Here is a 15,984-nt window from a genome sequence, read left to right on the forward strand (position 1 = left end):
CGACCCTCGGGAGGGATGATGGCGGGCCTCGGACAGCACACCCGTACACGATGGCGGACCCACCTGCGCGGCAGCCCCCGCTCACGAGGCCGGACGGGGTCTCGGACCGGGCCGGACCGCGCGACGCTGGGCGTGATCGGACTGATCTGCGCGGTCGCCGGATTCTTCATCCTGAGCCTCGTCCTCGGGCCGGTGTCCGTGCTCCTCGGCTGGCTCGCGATGGGCCGCCGCTGGAGCAACGGGAGCCAGGCGCTCCCGGCGCTGGTGGCTGTCGTCCTCGGTGTGATCGACACGGTGCTGGCGATCATCCGGATCACCACCACGGCCGTGGGGGCACCGTTCTGAGCGGATCCCGCGGCAGCCGTCCCCGATCACCTGTCCGCCCCCCGGAGACACCGGCGGGCCGGGCCACCGGTGACAGCGACGCGAGGCGCCCCCGGCCGGATCTCTCCGGCCGGGGGCGCCTCGCGATATCGGCTGTCGGTGGCGACTACGCGTCGCCGCCCGCCTCGCCGGCCTCCGCGGCCGCGACGTCCAGCAGCTGGTAGCGGTCGATCGCCTGCTTCAGCAGCGAGCGGTCGACCTTGCCTTCCCGGGCCAGCTCGGTGAGCACGCCGAGGACGATCGACTGCGGGTCGATGTGGAAGAAGCGGCGGGCCGCGCCACGCGTGTCCGCGAAGCCGAAGCCGTCGGCGCCCAGCGACTGGTAGGTGCCCGGCACCCAGCGCGCGATCTGGTCGGGAACCGCACGCATCCAGTCGGAGACGGCCACCTTCGGACCCTCGGCGTCGGCCAGCTTCCGCGTCACGTACGGGACGCGCTGCTCCTCCTCCGGGTGGAGCAGGTTGTGCTCCTCGATCTCCACCGCGTCGCGGCGCAGCTCGTTCCAGGAGGTCGCCGACCAGACGTCCGCCTTGACGTTCCACTCGTCGGCGAGGATCTGCTGGGCTTCGATGGCCCACGGCACGGCCACGCCGGAGGCGAGGATCTGGGCCGCGTGCTCGCCCTTGTCGCCCGGCTTGACGCGGTACAGGCCCTTGAGAATGCCCTCGGTGTCCACGTCCGACGGCTCGGCCGGGTGCTGGATCGGCTCGTTGTAGACGGTGAGGTAGTAGAAGATGTCCTCACTGTTCTCGCCGTACATCCGGCGCAGACCGTCCTTGACGATGTGCGCGATCTCGTACCCGTACGCCGGGTCGTAGGCGACACACGCCGGGTTGGTCGAGGCGAGCAGCTGGGAGTGGCCGTCCGCGTGCTGGAGGCCCTCACCGGTCAGGGTCGTACGACCGGCGGTCGCACCCAGCACGAAGCCGCGCGCGAGCTGGTCGGCCATCTGCCAGAACTGGTCACCGGTGCGCTGGAACCCGAACATCGAGTAGAAGACGTAGATCGGGATCAGCGGCTCGCCGTGCGTGGCGTAGGCGGAGCCCGCCGCGATCAGCGAGGCGGTGCAGCCGGCCTCGGAGATGCCGTCGTGCAGCATCTGGCCGGTCGGCGACTCCTTGTAGGCGAGCAGCAGTTCGCGGTCGACCGACTCGTAGATCTGGCCCAGCGGGTTGTAGATCTTCGCGGACGGGAAGAACGCGTCCATACCGAAGGTGCGGTACTCGTCCGGCGCGATCGGCACGAAACGCTTGCCGATCTCCTTGTCCCGCATGAGGTCCTTCAGGACCCGCACGAACGCCATGGTCGTGGCGATCTTCTGCTGGCCGGAGCCCTTCTTCGCCCCCGCGTACGCCTTCTCGTCCGGCAGCGGCAGCGGCTTCGCGCGCACGACACGGGTCGGGACGTACCCGCCGTTCGCCTTGCGGCGGTCGTGCATGTACTGGATCTCTTCGGAGTCGCGGCCCGGGTGGTAGTACGGCGGGTTGCCGTTCTCCAGCTCCTTGTCCGAGATCGGCAGGTGCAGCCGGTCGCGGAAGCGCTTGAGGTCCTCGGCCGTCAGCTTCTTCATCTGGTGGGTCGCGTTGCGGCCCTCGAAGTTCGGGCCGAGCGTCCAGCCCTTGACGGTCTGCGCGAGGATCACCGTCGGCTGGCCCTTGTGGGCCTTGGCCGCCGCGTACGCCGCGAAGATCTTCTTGTGGTCGTGACCGCCGCGGCCCAGGTGCTGGATCTGCTGGTCGGTCATGCCCTCGACCATCGCGCGCAGGCGGTGGTCGTCACCGAAGAAGTGGTCGCGGATGTACGAACCGGTCTCGGTCGCGTACGTCTGGAACTGACCGTCCGGCGTCGTGTTCAGCTTGTTGACCAGGACGCCGTCGCGGTCCTGGGCCAGCAGCGGGTCCCAGCTGCGGTCCCACACCAGCTTGATCACGTTCCAGCCGGCGCCGCGGAACTGCGACTCCAGCTCCTGCATGATCTTGCCGTTGCCGCGGACCGGGCCGTCCAGGCGCTGCAGGTTGCAGTTGACGACGAAGGTCAGGTTGTCCAGGCCCTCACGCGCCGCGATGGACAGCTGGCCGAGCGACTCCGGCTCGTCCATCTCGCCGTCGCCGAGGTAGGCCCACACGTGCGAGTCGGAGGTGTCGGCGATGCCGCGCGCCTCCATGTAGCGGTTCATCCGGGCCTGGTAGATCGCGCCGAGCGGGCCGAGGCCCATCGAGACGGTCGGGAACTCCCAGAAGTCCGGCATCAGCCGCGGGTGCGGGTAGCTGGACAGGCCGTCGGGCGCCTTGGACTTCTCCTGGCGGAAGGCGTCGAGCTGTGCCTCGCTCAGCCGGTCCAGCAGGTAGGCACGGGCGTACACGCCGGGGGAGGCGTGGCCCTGGAAGAAGATCTGGTCGCCGCCCTTGCCGTCGTCCTTGCCCCGGAAGAAGTGGTTGAAGCCCACGTCGTAGAGGGAGGCGGAGGACGCGAAGGTGGCGATGTGGCCGCCGACGCCGATACCGGGGCGCTGCGCCCGGGAGACCATCACCGCGGCGTTCCACCGGGTCGCGTTGAGGATCTTGCGTTCGATCTCCTCGTTGCCGGGGAAGAACGGCTCGTCCTTGGTCGCGATGGTGTTGACGTAATCCGTGCTGCGCATCTCGGGCACGGCCACGCGCTTCTCGCGGGCACGCTCGATCAGGCGGAGCATGAGGTAGCGGGCACGTTCCCGGCCTCGCTCATCGACGGCTGCGTCGAGCGAGTCGAGCCATTCCTGGGTCTCTTCGGGATCGAAGTCCGGGACCTGGCTGGGAAGGCCGCCAATGATGATCGGGTTGCGATCGGATCCGGAAGCCACGCTGTTCCTTCGCTGTTCGGTCTTGCTCTGCTTGGTGTCGCGCCGTCTTCCATCGTGTACCGGCTCACCGGGATACGTCATCTCTACCGGTGGGTAACCACTCCCTAAGAGACGGGCGCTCGAAGGCCGGTTTTTCAGGTCGGCCAAATCGCAACCATACGCCCACGCCGGAATCGGTCGCCGTACGGTCGTGCGAACCCCGAGAAGAGGTCCGTACGCCGGGCGGCGCCCCCCAAAGAGCCCAGTACTGTGACAAAACCCAATAGGGGCGACAGAATGGTGTGGGGTGAATCACTTCCCGGTGTGTGTGCGGGGTCGCAGTTGCGGCGAGACGGAGGTAAACGTCACCGTTTCGACGGTCTCGGCCGCCGGGTACTTGCGCGATCCGCCCGGCCCGTGTGGACTACGCCCAATGCCCCGCGCACGCGTGGGGTGCAAGCCATTTACCGAAACATGACAGGAGGCAATCCGTGAGCGCGACCGCGGACCACGCGGAGGAGCGGACCAACCCTGCCACCAGGCTGGGGTTCGAGCCCGGGCAGGTGGTCCAGGAGATCGGCTACGACGAAGACGTCGACCGGGAACTCCGAGAAGGCATTGAGGCCGTGACCGGCCAGGAAATCGTCGATGAGGACTACGACGACGTCGCCGACGTCGTCCTGCTGTGGTTCCGGGACGAAGACGGCGACCTCACGGACGCGCTGGTGGACGCCATCGGTCTGATCGACGAGGGTGGCGAGGTCTGGCTGCTGACCCCCAAGACCGGCCGTGACGGGTACGTCGAGCCGAGCGACATCAATGAAGCCGCGCAGACCGCGGGCCTGTCCCAGACCAAGAGCATCAACGCGGGCAAGGACTGGAGCGGCAGTCGCCTGGTCACCCCCAAGGGTGCCAAGTCGGGCAAGCGCTGACCTGCGCTCCCACGTTCCGTACCGAGCCCTCCGCCGGGTGATCCGGTGGGGGGCTCGGCGTACCCGCCCCGGCGCGTAGGGTTGGCCGCAACCTGTTGGAATCCGCCGGAGCGGCTGCTGCCGGCGGTGCCCCGCGCCGCACGCCGGTGACGGTGCCGGGCACTGCTGAGGCGTCCGCACACGGCGTCTGCGAAGGGAACGGTCCCCATGGCGATCGAGGTCGGTACGAAGGCTCCGGAGTTCGAGCTGAAGAACCAGCACGGCGAGCTGGTCAAGCTCTCCGACTTCCGCGGCGAGAAGGCCGTCGTCCTCCTCTTCTACCCCTTTGCCTTCACCGGCGTGTGCACCGGCGAGCTGTGCGCCCTGCGCGACGAGCTGCCGAAGTTCGTCAACGACGACGTGCAGCTGCTGGCCGTCTCCAACGACTCGCCCTTCTCGCTGCGCGTCTTCGCCGAGCAGGAGGGCCTGGAGTACCCGCTGCTGTCGGACTTCTGGCCGCACGGCGAGGCATCGCGGGCGTACGGCGTCTTCGACGAGGAGAAGGGCTGCGCGGTGCGCGGGACCTTCATCATCGACAAGGAGGGCGTGGTGCGCTGGACGGTCGTCAACGGCCTGCCCGACGCCCGTGACCTCAACGACTACCTCAAGGCGCTCGGCTCCCTCTGATCCCTGGGCGCCGATGCCCGGACCTGCTTCTTCCGGCCGCCGGGCCGCTGTGAGCGGCTGCCGCCGCGACATCGGCGCGGTGTCCGTACCGGTACCTGTAATCGGTGGGAACCGGTCACTAGGATCAAAACGTTGATCTGATGCCATGCACGATGGGGGCGCAAAGCAATACGTACCCCTCGAACCTAAGGAGGACTCGTGGGAGTCAGCCTCAGCAAGGGCGGAAACGTCTCGCTGACGAAGGAAGCCCCCAATCTGACCGCAGTGCTCGTCGGTCTGGGCTGGGACGCCCGTACCACCACCGGTACGGACTTCGACCTGGACGCCAGCGCGCTGCTGACCAACGACCAGGGCAAGGTCGCCAACGACCAGAACTTCGTGTTCTTCAACAACCTGAAGAGCCCGGACGGCTCGGTCGAGCACACCGGTGACAACACCACCGGTGAGGGCGAGGGCGACGACGAGGCCATCAAGGTGAACCTCGCCGGCGTGCCCGCCGATGTCGCCAAGATCGTGTTCCCGGTGTCCATCTACGACGCCGAGAACCGCCAGCAGAGCTTCGGCCAGGTCCGCAACGCCTACATCCGCGTCGTCAACCAGGCCGACGGCAACGAGCTCGCCCGCTACGACCTGAGCGAGGACGCCTCGACCGAGACCGCCATGGTCTTCGGCGAGCTGTACCGCAACGGTGCGGAGTGGAAGTTCCGGGCCATCGGTCAGGGCTACGCGTCGGGCCTGCGCGGCATCGCGCAGGACTTCGGCGTCAACGTCTGACCCGAGCCGTAACCCTTCCACGTCCGGCGCCGTACCCCCCTGCCCGGGGAGTACGGCGCCGGGCGCGCTTGAAGCCCGTACGCAGGCTGTACGGGACACGGGCCCTGGACTGCGGCGTATGCGGGCCGCGCGGAGTCCACGCGTGCGCCGTAAAGGTGTCGTATCAGGGGCCGTGTCCGCCTCGTACCGGTCATGTACGAACCCGTATGAAAGTCGCGGGGAACCGCGGCACCACCGTCACCGGGGAGGATGCGAACACCATGGGCGTCACGCTCGCAAAGGGAGGCAACGTCTCCCTCTCCAAGGCCGCTCCGAATCTCACGCAGGTCATGGTCGGCCTCGGCTGGGACGCGCGCTCGACCACAGGCGCGCCGTTCGACTTGGACGCCAGTGCGCTGCTGTGCAGGTCAGGGCGGGTGCTCGGCGACGAGTACTTCGTCTTCTACAACAATCTCAAGAGCCCGGACGGCTCGGTCGAGCACACCGGCGACAACCTCACCGGTGAGGGCGAAGGGGACGACGAATCGATTCTTGTCGACCTCGGTACGGTCCCCGAAGACGTCGACAAGATCGTTTTTCCGGTCTCGATCCACGAAGCGGACCTGCGCGGCCAGAGCTTCGGCCAGGTCAGCAATGCCTTCATCCGGGTGGTCAATCAGGCGGACGGCAGTGAGCTGGCCCGATACGACCTCAGCGAGGACGCCTCCAGCGAAACCGCGATGATCTTCGGTGAGGTCTACCGGTACAGCGGTGAATGGAAGTTCCGCGCGGTGGGCCAGGGGTACGCGTCGGGGTTGCGCGGCATCGCTCTAGACTTCGGGGTCAACGTTTCGTAAAGCGCCGCGCACTGCGCGCGGGGGACCCCACACAGCGAGGGATTGGGTTAGGCAGTGCTCCTGAGAACCTTTGGCTGGTCGTTTGCCGTCACGGCGGCCGGCCTGGCCTTGGCCGGCGTCCTCTGGGGGTGGCAGGGGCTAGCGATCGTCGGCATCCTGTCCATCCTGGAGATCTCGGTCTCGTTCGACAACGCGGTCATCAATGCCGGAATTCTGCGCAAGATGAACGCTTTCTGGCAGAAAATTTTTCTGACTGTCGGCATTCTCATCGCCGTCTTCGGTATGCGTCTGGTCTTCCCGGTCGTCATCGTCGCGGTCACCGCGAACATGGGGCCGATCGAGGCCGTCGACCTGGCGATCAACGACAAGGTGCAGTACGAGCATCTGGTCACGGCGGCCCACCCGGCCATCGCGGCCTTCGGTGGCATGTTCCTGCTCATGATCTTCCTCGACTTCATCTTCGAGGAGCGCGAGCACAAGTGGCTGAGCTGGCTGGAACGCCCGCTGGCCAAAATGGGCAAGCTGGACATGCTGTCCGTCATCGTCGCTCTCGTGGTCCTGCTCGTCGGTGCGATGACGGTGGCCACCGACGTCGCGCACGGCGGTGGTGACAAGAGCGCGACGGTGCTCCTGGCCGGCGTCGCCGGCCTGCTCACGTACCTGATCGTGGGCGGCATCTCCGGCTACTTCGAGGACAAGCTGGAGGAGGCCGAGGAAGCCGAGGGCGAGGCGGCCGAGGGCGACCCGTCCGAGAAGGCGGCCGTGGCGGCCCAGGAAGCCGGTTCGAACGGTGCGGCGTCCAAGCGCGGCTCCGTCTCGGGTGTGGGGCTCGCGGGCAAGGCCGCGTTCTTCCTGTTCCTCTACCTGGAGGTCATCGACGCGTCGTTCTCCTTCGACGGTGTCATCGGCGCCTTCGCCATCACCAACGACATCTTCGAGATGGCGCTGGGCCTGGGCATCGGCGCGATGTACATCCGTTCGCTGACGGTCTACCTGGTCCGCAAGGGAACCCTGGACGACTACGTCTACCTGGAGCACGGCGCGCACTACGCCATCGGCGCGCTGGCCGTCATCCTGCTGGCCACGATCAAGTACGAGATCAACGAGGTCATCACCGGCCTGGTCGGAATTGTCCTGATCGCGCTGTCGTTCTGGTCGTCCGTGCGCAAGAACCGACAGGAAGGCAAGCCGGGGGAAGACTCCGCGGCAAAGTCGGAAGTTGCCTCCGGAGTGTGACGAGGGTCTGATTGAGGAACGCTCTCAGCGGGGCGGCCATGGAGTGCTCACTCCATGGCCGCCCCGCGGCCGTACCGGGGTACGGGGCGACCGGGACAGTCGGGACAGCAGGAACCGGAACAGTAGGAATCGAAACAGTAGGAACCGGAACGGGGGCAGCCAGGACAGCAGGAACAGCCAGAAGCAGCCAGAAGCGGGGCAGAAGGGGCAAGCGAGGGCAGCAGTAGGTGGGCTGTCGGGCCGTCGGGCCATCGGGGCGGGCGGTCTCCGGGTCGGATCGATGGATCGATGGGGTGGGGCAAGGTGTCGTTCTTGGACAACTGGCGTCGGGGCGGGGCGCCGAAGTTCGAAGCCGGTGGTGCGTCGTATGTGGTCGAGCTGACCAAGCGCAACCCGGTCGTCTCGCTGACGAAGCAGGGCGCGGCCTCCGGGCACCTGCGGGTCAACCTGTCGTGGCAGATGCGCACGACCGACATCGGGATGCGCGGATCGCAGCGCGGCGGGAGCCTGTTGCGCAACCCGGGCAAGATGTTCAAACCGGATGTGGTGCAGGCGCAGGGGCCGGCGGTCGTCAAGATCGACCTGGACCTGGCCTGCCTGTACGAGCTCAAGGACGGCACGAAGGGCGTGGTGCAGCCCCTCGGCAACTTCCTCGGAGACATCAACGCCGCGCCGTACGTGAAGCTCAGCGGCGACGACCGCTTCGGCTCGCCCTCCGGAGAGACGCTCTACATCAACCTCGACCACCGCGACGAGATCAAGCGCCTGCTGATCTTCGTCTACATCTACGACGGCACACCGGCGTTCGACCGCACCCACGCCGTCGTGACGCTCTACCCGAGCAGCGGCCCCCGCGTGGAGATCGGCCTCGACGAACGCGCGCCACAGGCCCGTTCCTGCGCCATCTTCATGCTGGAGAACAACAAGGGCGATCTGACCGTCCGCCGCGAGGTGAAGTACGTCTACGGCTTCCAGTCCGAACTGGACCGCTTGTACGGCTGGGGCCTGCAGTGGGGGCGGGGGTACAAGTCGAAGGTGTGAGGGGGGACGGATAGACGGTCCGCCGTCCGCCGTCCGCCGTCCGCTGCCCGCCGCCTGCCGTCCGCTGCCCGGTTTCTGCCGCCTGCCGCCTGCCGCCTGCCGTTCGCTGCCCGTCGCCCGTCGCCCGCCGCTCGGCTCCCGGCTCCCGCCGCCCGGCCCCCGCTGCGACGGTGGCTGCGGGAGCGCGGGGCTGAGGGGGTGCGGGGGCGCGGGGCTGAGGGCCTGTGGGTTTGGGAGCCTGTGGGTTTGGGGGTCTGCGGGGGCGCGGGGCTGAGGTTCTGCGGGGTTGAGGACCTGCTGGGTTGCGGGGCTGTCGGGTTGGGGGGCCGCGGGTTTGCGGGACTGCCGGACTGCTGGCCTGTCGGGCTGAGGGCCTGCTGGCCTGTTGGGCTGCCGGACTGCTGGCCTGAGGGTTCGCGGGGTCGCCGGGCCGAGGGCCCGCGGGGTCGCCGGGCTGCGGTGCCGAGGGTGCTGGTCCGGTCGGTGGTGCTGCGGTGCCGAGGGTGCCGGCCCGGTCAGCGGTGCTGGAACTGTGGTCCCTGCGGCGGGAGGGCGAAGTTCGGCTCCAGTGCCGGGCCGCTGTGGCCGGGGGGCTGCTGCGGATAGCCGTAGGCCGGGGGCGCCGGGAAGGACGGGGCCATGGGCCCCGTCGGATACGGCTGGTGCTGGGGCTGCTGCGGCTGCTGCGGATACCCGTACGAAGGCTGCGGCTGTTGCGGCATGGGCCCGGGGTACCCATACGCGGGCTGGGCCGGGGGCTGGGTGGGAGGCGGCGGGAAGTTCGGAGCGTTCTGCGGATAGCCGTAGCCCCCGCCGGTGGGCTGCGCCGGAGGCGGGAACGCAGGGGCCTGCGCGCCCGCGTGCGGCGCAGGCGCGGGCGGTGCCGTCGCGGGCGCGGCGGTGGGCGGCGACAGCGGGAAGGAGTCCGGTTCCGCTTGCGACGCGGGGGCCTGGGCTGAAGCCGGGGGCGAGGCCGGGGTCTGCGCCGGGGGTGAGGTCGGAGCCGGGGCCGGGGCGGAGACCGCTGCCGATGCCGGGTCCGGGTCGGGGAGGTGCTGCGTCGCGGCCTCGGGGGCCGCGGCCGGCGAAAGCGCTTCCGCCTCGCCGGAGCCGTCCGGTGAAGCGGTGGCGGCGGACGGCGCGGACGAAGCCGTACCGGCTTCGGAAGCCGCCGACTCGTCCTCCTCCACCGAGATCCCGAACTCGGTGGCCAGGCCGATCAGCCCGTTCTCGTACCCCTGCCCCAGCGCACGGAACTTCCACCGATCGCCGCGCCGGTACAACTCGCCGCAGATCAGGGCCGTCTCCCGGCCCGTCTCCGGCACCACGTCGAAGACCGCGACCGGCTCGTCGTCCGAGGCGGAGGCGTCATACAGCAGTACGCGCAGATCCCGTACGTGCGCGAAGGTTCCGCCGTCCGCCGATGCGGTGAGCATGACACGGTCCACCGACGCTTCGAGAGTGGACAGGTCCGCCTCGATCGTGTCCGCCAGCCCGTCGGCCAGCTGCATCTTCGGCAGGTGCCGCACCAGGCCGCTGGGGTGCCGGGGCTGGTTGTAGAAGACGAAGTCCGCATCGGAACGCACGCGTCCGTCGGCACCCAGGAGCAGGGCCGAGGCATCGACATCGGGCACTCCCGCGCCGGGGGCCCAGCGCAGTACGGCCCGGACCGCCGTGGTGTCGAGGGGTACGTTCGACCCTTTCAGCATCGCGTGCGTCATGTCCGCAATCCTGCCTTCCCGGAGGTCGGGGGGACAACGCGGGGGCCTTCCCGGCGTGGCCTGTCCGGTGTTCGCGCCACCTGGCCGTCGTGTGCGGGTTACGTGCTTTTCACACGGCCGGGAACTTTCCTGTCGTGGCCACACGTACGATTACCGGCCGGATCCAGACAGCGAGTCGCCGCGGGGTGGCCCCGGCCCCGCCTGCTCACGGGGAGTTCTATGCGTCATTTTGGGCACCTTGCGCCCGATATCCGGAACGCTTTGTTCCACCAGGAGCCGGTCGAGTTCACCGCCGACTCCCCGCCCAGTACGCTCTCGATCGCCCTCGGCGCGACGCTCTACAGCCCGGCCACCCGTCCGCGGCTCGCCGAGGACATCGTCAAGCAGGCCGGCCGCGGGGTCGTGTCCATGGTGCTGTGCCTGGAGGACTCGATCAGCGACGCGGACGTGGCCGCCGGCGAGGAGAATCTCGTACGGCAGTTCGCGGACCTCGCCGAAGAGGACGAAAACGGTACGGACCTCCCACTGCTGTTCATCCGGGTCCGTGCGGCCGCACAGATACCGGATCTGGCGCGCCGACTGGGCCGTGACGTTCGGCTGTTGTCCGGATTCGTACTGCCCAAGTTCACCGAGGATCGAGGCGTTCCGTTCCTGGAGGCGCTGACCGGCGCGGAGGCCGAATGCGGCCGGCGGCTCTTCGCGATGCCGGTGCTCGAATCTCCCGATCTGCTCCACCTGGAGAGCCGCGGCGAGACACTGCGCGGCATCGCGCGCACGGTGGACAAATACCGTGAACGGATACTGGCGCTGCGGCTTGGTGTCACGGACTTCTGCTCGGCCTACGGCCTGCGCCGCGCCCCCGACATGACCGCGTACGACGTGCAGATCGTCGCGTCGGTGATCGCCGACGTGGTCAACGTGCTGGGCCGGGCTGACGGCACCGGATTCACCGTCACCGGCCCGGTGTGGGAGTACTTCCGTCTGCACGAGCGGATGTTCAAGCCGCAGCTGCGGCAGAGCCCCTTCCTGGGCCGGGCTGAGGAACTCCGGACGGCCTTGATCGAACACGACATGGACGGTCTGCTGCGCGAGATCGAACTCGACCGCGCCAACGGCCTGCAGGGCAAGACCTGCATCCACCCCTCGCACGTGGCGCCGGTGCACGCGCTCTCGGTCGTCAGCCACGAGGAGTTCAGCGACGCCGTGGACATCCTGCGGCCCGAGCGGGGCGCCGGCGGCGTACTGCGCTCCGCGTACACGAACAAGATGAACGAGATCAAGCCGCACCGCGCCTGGGCCGAACGGACCCTGCTGCGCGCCGACGCGTTCGGTGTCGCCCGCGAGGGCGTCGGCTTCGTGGAACTGCTGACGGCCAGCCTTCCGCACACCTGAGACGGCGAGCGGTTCAGGAGATTCGGCGGTTACCGCCCCACCGGGCCGAGGACGCCCAGGAAGCAACGGACGATGACGACGGCGGAAGAGACGAAGGAGACGGGCACAGTGGTGTGGACGGGAGAGTGGGTCGCTCAGCGGCTCGGTGTCTCGCTGAGCGGCGGGGCGGAGCTTCCCCGGCTGCTGGGACTGGCGCTGCGGCGCAATCCCAAGCGGGCTCATCTGCTCGTGTCGAACGTGCTCGGAAAGCACGTGCCGCAGCGGCCGGACACGGTCCACGGCGCGGGCTTCGGGCTGGGACGCCGGGTCCGTGAACTGCTCGGTGACACCCTGGCGGCGCGAGCCGTCGTCCTGGGATACGCCGAGACCGCCACCGGACTGGGGCACAGCGTGGCCGACGGGCTGGCCCTCGCGCCCTATCTGCACTCCACACGGCGTCCGGTCGCGGGGGTCGAGCAGGCGGGCGGCTTCGAGGAGGAGCACAGCCACGCGACCTCGCACCTGCTCCTTCCGGAGGACCCGGCGCTGCTGGCCGGCGACGGCCCCCTCGTCCTCGTCGACGACGAGTTCTCCACCGGCCGTACGGTCCTGAACACCATCAAGGCGCTGCACGCCCGCTTCCCCCGCGAGCGGTACGTCGTCGTCGCCCTGGTCGACATGCGCTCGGACGCGGACCGCGGCCACCTGGAGAAGTTCGCCGCGGACCTCGGCGCACGGGTCGACCTCATATCCCTCGCCGCCGGAGGCGTTCAACTCCCGGCCGACGTACTCGAACGCGGCCAGGCCCTCGTAGCCGCCCACCAGGACGCGGACGCGACACCGGGTGGTTCTGCTGCCACGGACGGTTCTGTTGCCATGGACGGTTCTGTGGTCGAGAGCGATTCTGTTGCCTCGGACGGCTCTGTGACCGCGGGCGGTGAAGTGACCGCGGGCGGTCCCGTACAAGCCGTACGCGTCGATCTCGGCTGGCCGGAGGCCGTGCCCGACGGTGGGCGGCACGGTTTCACTCCCGTCCACCGGCACCGCCTGGAGGCCGCGCTTCCCGGCATGGCGGCCCGGCTCGCCGACGGACTCACCGGCGCGCGCCGGGTACTGGTCCTCGGCAACGAAGAGCTGATGTACGCGCCGCTGCGCCTCGCCGGAGCCCTGGACGACTCCACACCGGCCGAGGTGTATTTCTCGACCACCACCCGCTCGCCGGTCCTCGCCGTGGACGACCCGGGCTACGCCATCCGCACCCGGTTGGCCTTCCCCGCGCACGATCAGCCGGCCGACGGTCCGGGAGAGCGGTACGCGTACAACGTCGCTCCCGGCTCGGACCCGGAGCGGCGCTTCGACGCGATCGTGGCCGTCACCGACTCGCACGGCGACACCCCGCAGCTCCACGGCCCCCACGGCCTGCTGGGCCGGCTCGCCGCCCACACTGACCGGCTGCTGCTCGCCGTCATCCCCTCGTACACACCGGCGTACACGCTGCCGCAGGCGCCGGAGCCCGACCCGAAGCCCACGCCTCCCGCCACGCGACGACAGGTCTGACCGATGTCTCTCCCCGAGCCGCTGCGCGGCCCCGCCTTCTCCTCCTACGCCCCCGACGAGGTCGGCTGGCTGCTCCAGGACCTGTCCTCGATCACCCTCGAAGCGCCGACCGAGGAGCGCGAGGAAGCGATACAGGCCGGTGGCGCACACTATGCCGAGTCGCTGCCCGTCGAATACCAGCCGAGCGAGCACTACCAGGCGCTCTTCCACAGCGCCCTGGAGGCCTCCGCCGGACGCATCGCGCGTGCGGTCGGCGCTGTCACGGAAACCGTCATCGCCGAACGCTCGCCCCGCCCCGTACTCGTCTCGCTGGCGCGCGCCGGCACCCCGGTGGGCGTTCTGATGCGCCGCTGGGCGCTGCACGCCGACGGGCTGGACCTGCCGCACTACGCTGTCTCGATCGTGCGCGGCCGCGGCATCGACACCACCGCACTGCGCTGGCTCGCCGCCCACCACGATCCGGCGGACGTCGTCTTCGTCGACGGCTGGACGGGCAAGGGCGCCATCACCCGGGAACTGGCCGAGGCGCTGGGCGACTTCCCCGGCTTCGACCCGCGGATCGCCGTGCTCGCCGACCCCGGCGGCTGCGTGGACACCTATGGCACCCGCGACGACTTCCTCATTCCCTCCGCGTGCCTCAACTCGACGGTGTCGGGCCTGATCTCGCGCACCGTGCTCCGCGACGACCTCGTGGGGCCCGACGACTTCCACGGCGGCAAGTTCTACCGCGACCTCGCGGCGGCCGATCTGTCGCGGGTGTTCGTCGACACGGTCGCCGCGCGCTTCGACGAGGTCGCCGAACAGGTCGCCGCCGACGTGAAGGACCTGGCCGCGGCCGACCGGGCGCCCACGTGGGCGGGCTGGTCCGCGGTCGAGCGGATCAGCGAAACGTACGGCATCCACGACGTCAACCTCGTCAAGCCCGGTGTCGGCGAGACCACGCGGGTGCTGCTCCGGCGCGTCCCCTGGAAGATTCTTGCCCGGCGCGGCGCCGGAACGGACCTCGATCATGTGCGTCTCCTGGCTGAACAGCGGGGCGTACCCGTCGAAGAGGTCGACGAACTCCCCTACACCTGTGTCGGCTTGATCCATCCCCGCTACACGCGGGGCGCGACGGGTGCGGACGGCAAGGCGGTGACCGCGCCGTGAGCACGATCGTCGCCAGCGACCTGGACCGCACCCTCATCTATTCGGCCGCCGCACTGGACCTGGCCATGCCCGACGCCGAAGCGCCGCGCCTGCTCTGCGTCGAGATCTACGAACACAGACCGCTCTCCTACATGACGGAGACGGCGGCGGACCTGCTCGCCGGACTCGCCGACGCCACCACGTTCGTCCCCACGACCACGCGCACCCGCGAGCAGTACGGACGCATCCACCTGCCGGGCCGCGCCCCGCAGTTCGCGATCTGCGCGAACGGCGGGCATCTGCTCGTCGACGGAGAGTCCGACCGGGACTGGCAGCGCACCGTCGCCGCCCGGCTGAGCGCGGAGTGCGCCTCGCTCGACGAGGTCCGTACGCACCTGCTGCGCACCGCCGACCCGGCATGGCTGCTCAAGGAACGCGTCGCCGAGGACCTTTTCGCCTACCTCGTCGTCGAACGCTCGCTGCTGCCGCAGACCTGGGTCAAGGAACTCGCCGAATGGGCGGATGCCCGCGGCTGGACCGTCTCGCTCCAGGGCCGGAAGGTCTACGTGGTGCCGAAACCGCTCACCAAGAGCGCAGCCGTGGCCGAGGTCGCCCGGCGGGCCGGTGCCTCGCAGGTGCTCGCCGCCGGTGACTCGCTGCTGGATGCCGATCTCCTGCTGGCCGCGGACCATGGATGGCGCCCCGGCCATGGCGAATTGGCGGACTCCGGGTGGAGCGCCCCGCATGTCACCGCGCTGAACGAGCGCGGAGCCGTGGCGGGCGAGGAGATCCTGCGGGCCTTCACCCGCGGTGCTGTCCCCGTCCGCTCTTGTTGAGCCGTACGACGAGGAACGCCAGGACCGCCAGGGCGGCGGCCACCAGCACCACCTTCGAGTACGCGTCCACATAGCCGGTCACTTCCTCCCAGTTCTCGCCGAGCGCGTAGCCGGCGAGAACGAAGATCGAATTCCAGATCAGGCTGCCGAGTGTGGTCAGAACGAGAAAGGCCGGTATCGGCATCCGCTCGATGCCGGCCGGGACGGATATCAGGCTGCGGAAGATCGGCACCATCCGCCCGAAGAACACCGCCTTGTTGCCGTGCCGTTGGAACCAGCGCTCTGTCTTCTCGACGTCGGAGACCTTGACCAGCGGCAGCTTGGCGGCGATGGCGAGCATGCGGTCCCGGCCGAGCAGCGCGCCCACGCCGTAGAGCGCCAGTGCGCCGAGCACCGAGCCGAGCGTCGTCCACGCGAGCGCGGAGTACAGGGACATCCGGCCCTGTCCCGCCGCGAAGCCCGCCAGGGGCAGAATCAGCTCGCTCGGCAGGGGCGGGAAGAGATTCTCGGCGGCGATGGCCAAGCCTGCGCCGGGCGCGCCGAGGGTGTCCATGAGGCCGGTGATCCAGCTGGTTTCCGCGTTTCCGTTCATGCTTCGACGTTAGAAATTCCCGCGGTCCGCCACATTGCGGAAAACCACACGGAACACTGCGGTTTTCCGCAGTGCGGTGGCGTCGGCGCAGC

Annotated in this window: 12 protein-coding genes and 1 pseudogene; 10 read left to right on the top strand and 3 right to left on the bottom strand. The window is 69.2% G+C overall.

Features of this window, described 5'->3' with window-relative positions; translation table 11 throughout:
• Nucleotides 1-15: 15 nt before the first annotated feature.
• On the top strand, nt 16-345 hold the full coding sequence (locus tag A6A06_RS14850) for a small hydrophobic protein (RefSeq protein WP_073761663.1): 330 nt from the start codon (nt 16-18) through the stop codon (nt 343-345).
• A 145-nt stretch (nt 346-490) separates the two neighbouring features.
• Here the strand turns inward: A6A06_RS14850 and aceE are convergent, their stop codons facing one another.
• Entirely contained in the window at nt 491-3,223 is a 2,733-nt protein-coding gene (gene aceE / locus A6A06_RS14855; RefSeq protein ID WP_073761664.1) for a pyruvate dehydrogenase (acetyl-transferring), homodimeric type, read from the bottom strand.
• A 470-nt stretch (nt 3,224-3,693) separates the two neighbouring features.
• Between aceE and A6A06_RS14860 the strand changes: the two genes are divergently transcribed.
• The 6 genes from A6A06_RS14860 (at nt 3,694) to A6A06_RS14885 (ending at nt 8,687) form a co-directional block, all read left to right on the top strand.
• Nucleotides 3,694-4,134: a DUF3052 domain-containing protein gene (locus A6A06_RS14860; protein WP_073761665.1), complete on the top strand. Its 441-nt coding sequence runs from the start codon at nt 3,694-3,696 to the stop codon at nt 4,132-4,134.
• 207 nt (nt 4,135-4,341) lie between these two features.
• Nucleotides 4,342-4,800, top strand: coding sequence for a peroxiredoxin (locus tag A6A06_RS14865; protein ID WP_073761666.1), 459 nt, complete (start codon nt 4,342-4,344; stop codon nt 4,798-4,800).
• Nucleotides 4,801-4,998: 198 nt separating this feature from the next.
• A complete protein-coding gene (locus A6A06_RS14870; RefSeq protein WP_030023139.1) occupies nt 4,999-5,574 on the top strand; it encodes a TerD family protein in 576 nt (191 codons plus the stop codon).
• Between the two features lie 260 nt (nt 5,575-5,834).
• A complete protein-coding gene (locus A6A06_RS14875) occupies nt 5,835-6,410 on the top strand; it encodes a TerD family protein (RefSeq protein WP_073762163.1) in 576 nt (191 codons plus the stop codon).
• A 54-nt stretch (nt 6,411-6,464) separates the two neighbouring features.
• Entirely contained in the window at nt 6,465-7,646 is a 1,182-nt protein-coding gene (locus A6A06_RS14880; protein ID WP_073761667.1) for a DUF475 domain-containing protein, read from the top strand.
• A gap of 303 nt (nt 7,647-7,949) precedes the next feature.
• Complete coding sequence (locus tag A6A06_RS14885; RefSeq protein ID WP_073762164.1) at nt 7,950-8,687, top strand: TerD family protein; 738 nt, start codon at nt 7,950-7,952, stop codon at nt 8,685-8,687.
• Between the two features lie 515 nt (nt 8,688-9,202).
• Here A6A06_RS14885 and A6A06_RS14890 read toward each other — a convergent pair.
• The gene (locus A6A06_RS14890; protein ID WP_073761668.1) at nt 9,203-10,408 is read right to left on the bottom strand and encodes a TerD family protein; all 1,206 of its coding nucleotides are present in this window, start codon (nt 10,406-10,408) and stop codon (nt 9,203-9,205) included.
• A 219-nt stretch (nt 10,409-10,627) separates the two neighbouring features.
• Here A6A06_RS14890 and A6A06_RS14895 point away from each other — a divergent pair, with 219 nt between their 5' ends.
• The 3 genes and pseudogenes from A6A06_RS14895 (at nt 10,628) to A6A06_RS14905 (ending at nt 15,300) form a co-directional block, all read left to right on the top strand.
• Entirely contained in the window at nt 10,628-11,800 is a 1,173-nt protein-coding gene (locus tag A6A06_RS14895) for an HpcH/HpaI aldolase/citrate lyase family protein (protein WP_073761669.1), read from the top strand.
• 72 nt (nt 11,801-11,872) lie between these two features.
• Nucleotides 11,873-14,485, top strand: a pseudogene (locus A6A06_RS14900) (phosphoribosyltransferase).
• Entirely contained in the window at nt 14,482-15,300 is an 819-nt protein-coding gene (locus tag A6A06_RS14905) for an HAD family hydrolase (protein WP_073761670.1), read from the top strand. The pseudogene A6A06_RS14900 and the gene A6A06_RS14905 overlap by 4 nt, the downstream one beginning before the upstream one ends.
• On the opposite strand, the gene A6A06_RS14910 is transcribed toward A6A06_RS14905, so the two are convergent.
• Nucleotides 15,266-15,892, bottom strand: coding sequence for a DedA family protein (locus A6A06_RS14910; protein ID WP_073761671.1), 627 nt, complete (start codon nt 15,890-15,892; stop codon nt 15,266-15,268). The two genes, A6A06_RS14905 and A6A06_RS14910, sit on opposite strands and share 35 nt — an antisense overlap.
• Nucleotides 15,893-15,984: the final 92 nt, after the last annotated feature.

This window comes from Streptomyces sp. CB02923, assembly GCF_001905005.1.
Lineage (GTDB): Bacteria > Actinomycetota > Actinomycetes > Streptomycetales > Streptomycetaceae > Streptomyces.